This is a genomic window from Novosphingobium sp. B-7 (assembly GCF_000410615.1).
GTDB lineage: Bacteria > Pseudomonadota > Alphaproteobacteria > Sphingomonadales > Sphingomonadaceae > Novosphingobium > Novosphingobium capsulatum.
The window spans coordinates 1,668-2,948 of the sequence record NZ_KE148377.1; the positions used below are offsets into that span (position 1 = coordinate 1,668).

Genomic DNA, 1,281 nt, shown 5'->3' on the forward strand with positions numbered 1-1,281 from the left:
GATACCCGGCTGCGCCCCTCTGGCGCACAAGGGCCGATCGCGGTCAGCCTCGACAGTTTCGAACGCTATCAACGCGAGGATGCCTGGACCTGGGAGCACATGGCGCTGTGCCGGGCCCGGCCGCTGTTCGGGCAGGCGACCGATCGCGCCGCACTCGCCGATATCGTCGCCCGCGTGCTGCGCCAGTCGCGTGATCCCGCTGCCCTGCGGGACGACGTGCTAGCGATGCGCGCCGAAATGGCGCGGCACAAGCCGGCCAAGGGCCCACTCGACGTCAAGCTGGCGCGCGGCGGCCTGGTCGATCTCGAATTCCTCGCGCACTACCTGCAACTGCGCGATCACGTGGCGCTCGATCCCGATCTGGGCGCGGCGGTCCTGGCGCTGGAAGAGGCTGGCCTCCTGCCGCCGGGCCTGCGCGCCGCGCACGATCTGCTTGCCGGGCTGCTCGTGGTGGTGCGCCTGGTTGCCCCTGATGGCATGTTCCCGCCCCCGGCCAGCCGTGCCATCGTTGCCGCTGCCTGTGGCCAGGAAAGCTGGGACGCCCTGCTTGACGCGGTGGCGCGGGCAAGACACCGCATTGCCGATGCCTGGGGCCAGGTCTTCGGGCAACCATTGGAGACATGACGCATGAGCACCTTTCCCGGCGTGGGCGATCCGCTGCCCGATCTGCCGCTGACCGCCCCTGATGGCAGCGTGGTGAAGCCGTCCGACTTTGCCGGCCGCAAGCTGGTCGTGTTCTTCTATCCCAAGGACGATACGCCCGGCTGCACTACCGAGAACAAGGACTTTTCCGCGTTGACCGATGAATTTGCCGCCGCCGGCACCGCGCTGCTCGGCGTGAGCAAGGACCCGCCCAAGAAGCACGAGAAGTTCATTGCCAAGCATGGCCTGGCAGCCCCGCTCGCCAGCGATGCCGAAGCGGGTGGCCTGTCCGATGCGCTGGGCATCTGGACGGAAAAGTCGATGTATGGCCGCACCTACATGGGCATGGAGCGCACGACCTATCTGGTCGGTGCCGATGGCCGCATCGCCCAGGTGTGGAACAAGGTGAAGGTCAAGGACCACGCTGCACAGGTTCTCGCCGCGGCCCAGGCGCTGTAACGCGCGCGGCATGACTGCATCGCTTCCCACCGTGGCGGCCGCGATTCGCGCCGCCATGTTGACCGCCGATCCCCGTGACAAGGCCATGGCCACCCGCGCCGTGGCGCGCGATTGGGCGGCCGGCCGCCTGGCTTTCGCCTTCGACGTGGCCATGCCCGATAGCCCGGCGCGCCCGGCCGA

General features: G+C 68.7%; 1 protein-coding gene and 1 pseudogene. Both read left to right on the top strand.

Annotated elements, in window-relative coordinates:
- Positions 1-624, top strand: a pseudogene (locus tag H926_RS31885) (glutamine-synthetase adenylyltransferase); the annotation flags it as partial.
- 3 nt (positions 625-627) lie between these two features.
- Positions 628-1,101, top strand: coding sequence for a peroxiredoxin (locus tag H926_RS0115595; RefSeq protein WP_022677149.1), 474 nt, complete (start codon positions 628-630; stop codon positions 1,099-1,101).
- Positions 1,102-1,281 lie beyond the last annotated feature (180 nt).

Excerpts from the sequence above, each read along its gene's own strand:
- H926_RS0115595 (WP_022677149.1), top strand. The coding sequence starts at position 628 with ATGAGCACCTTTCCCGGCGTGGGCGATCCGCTGCCCGATCTGCCGCTG.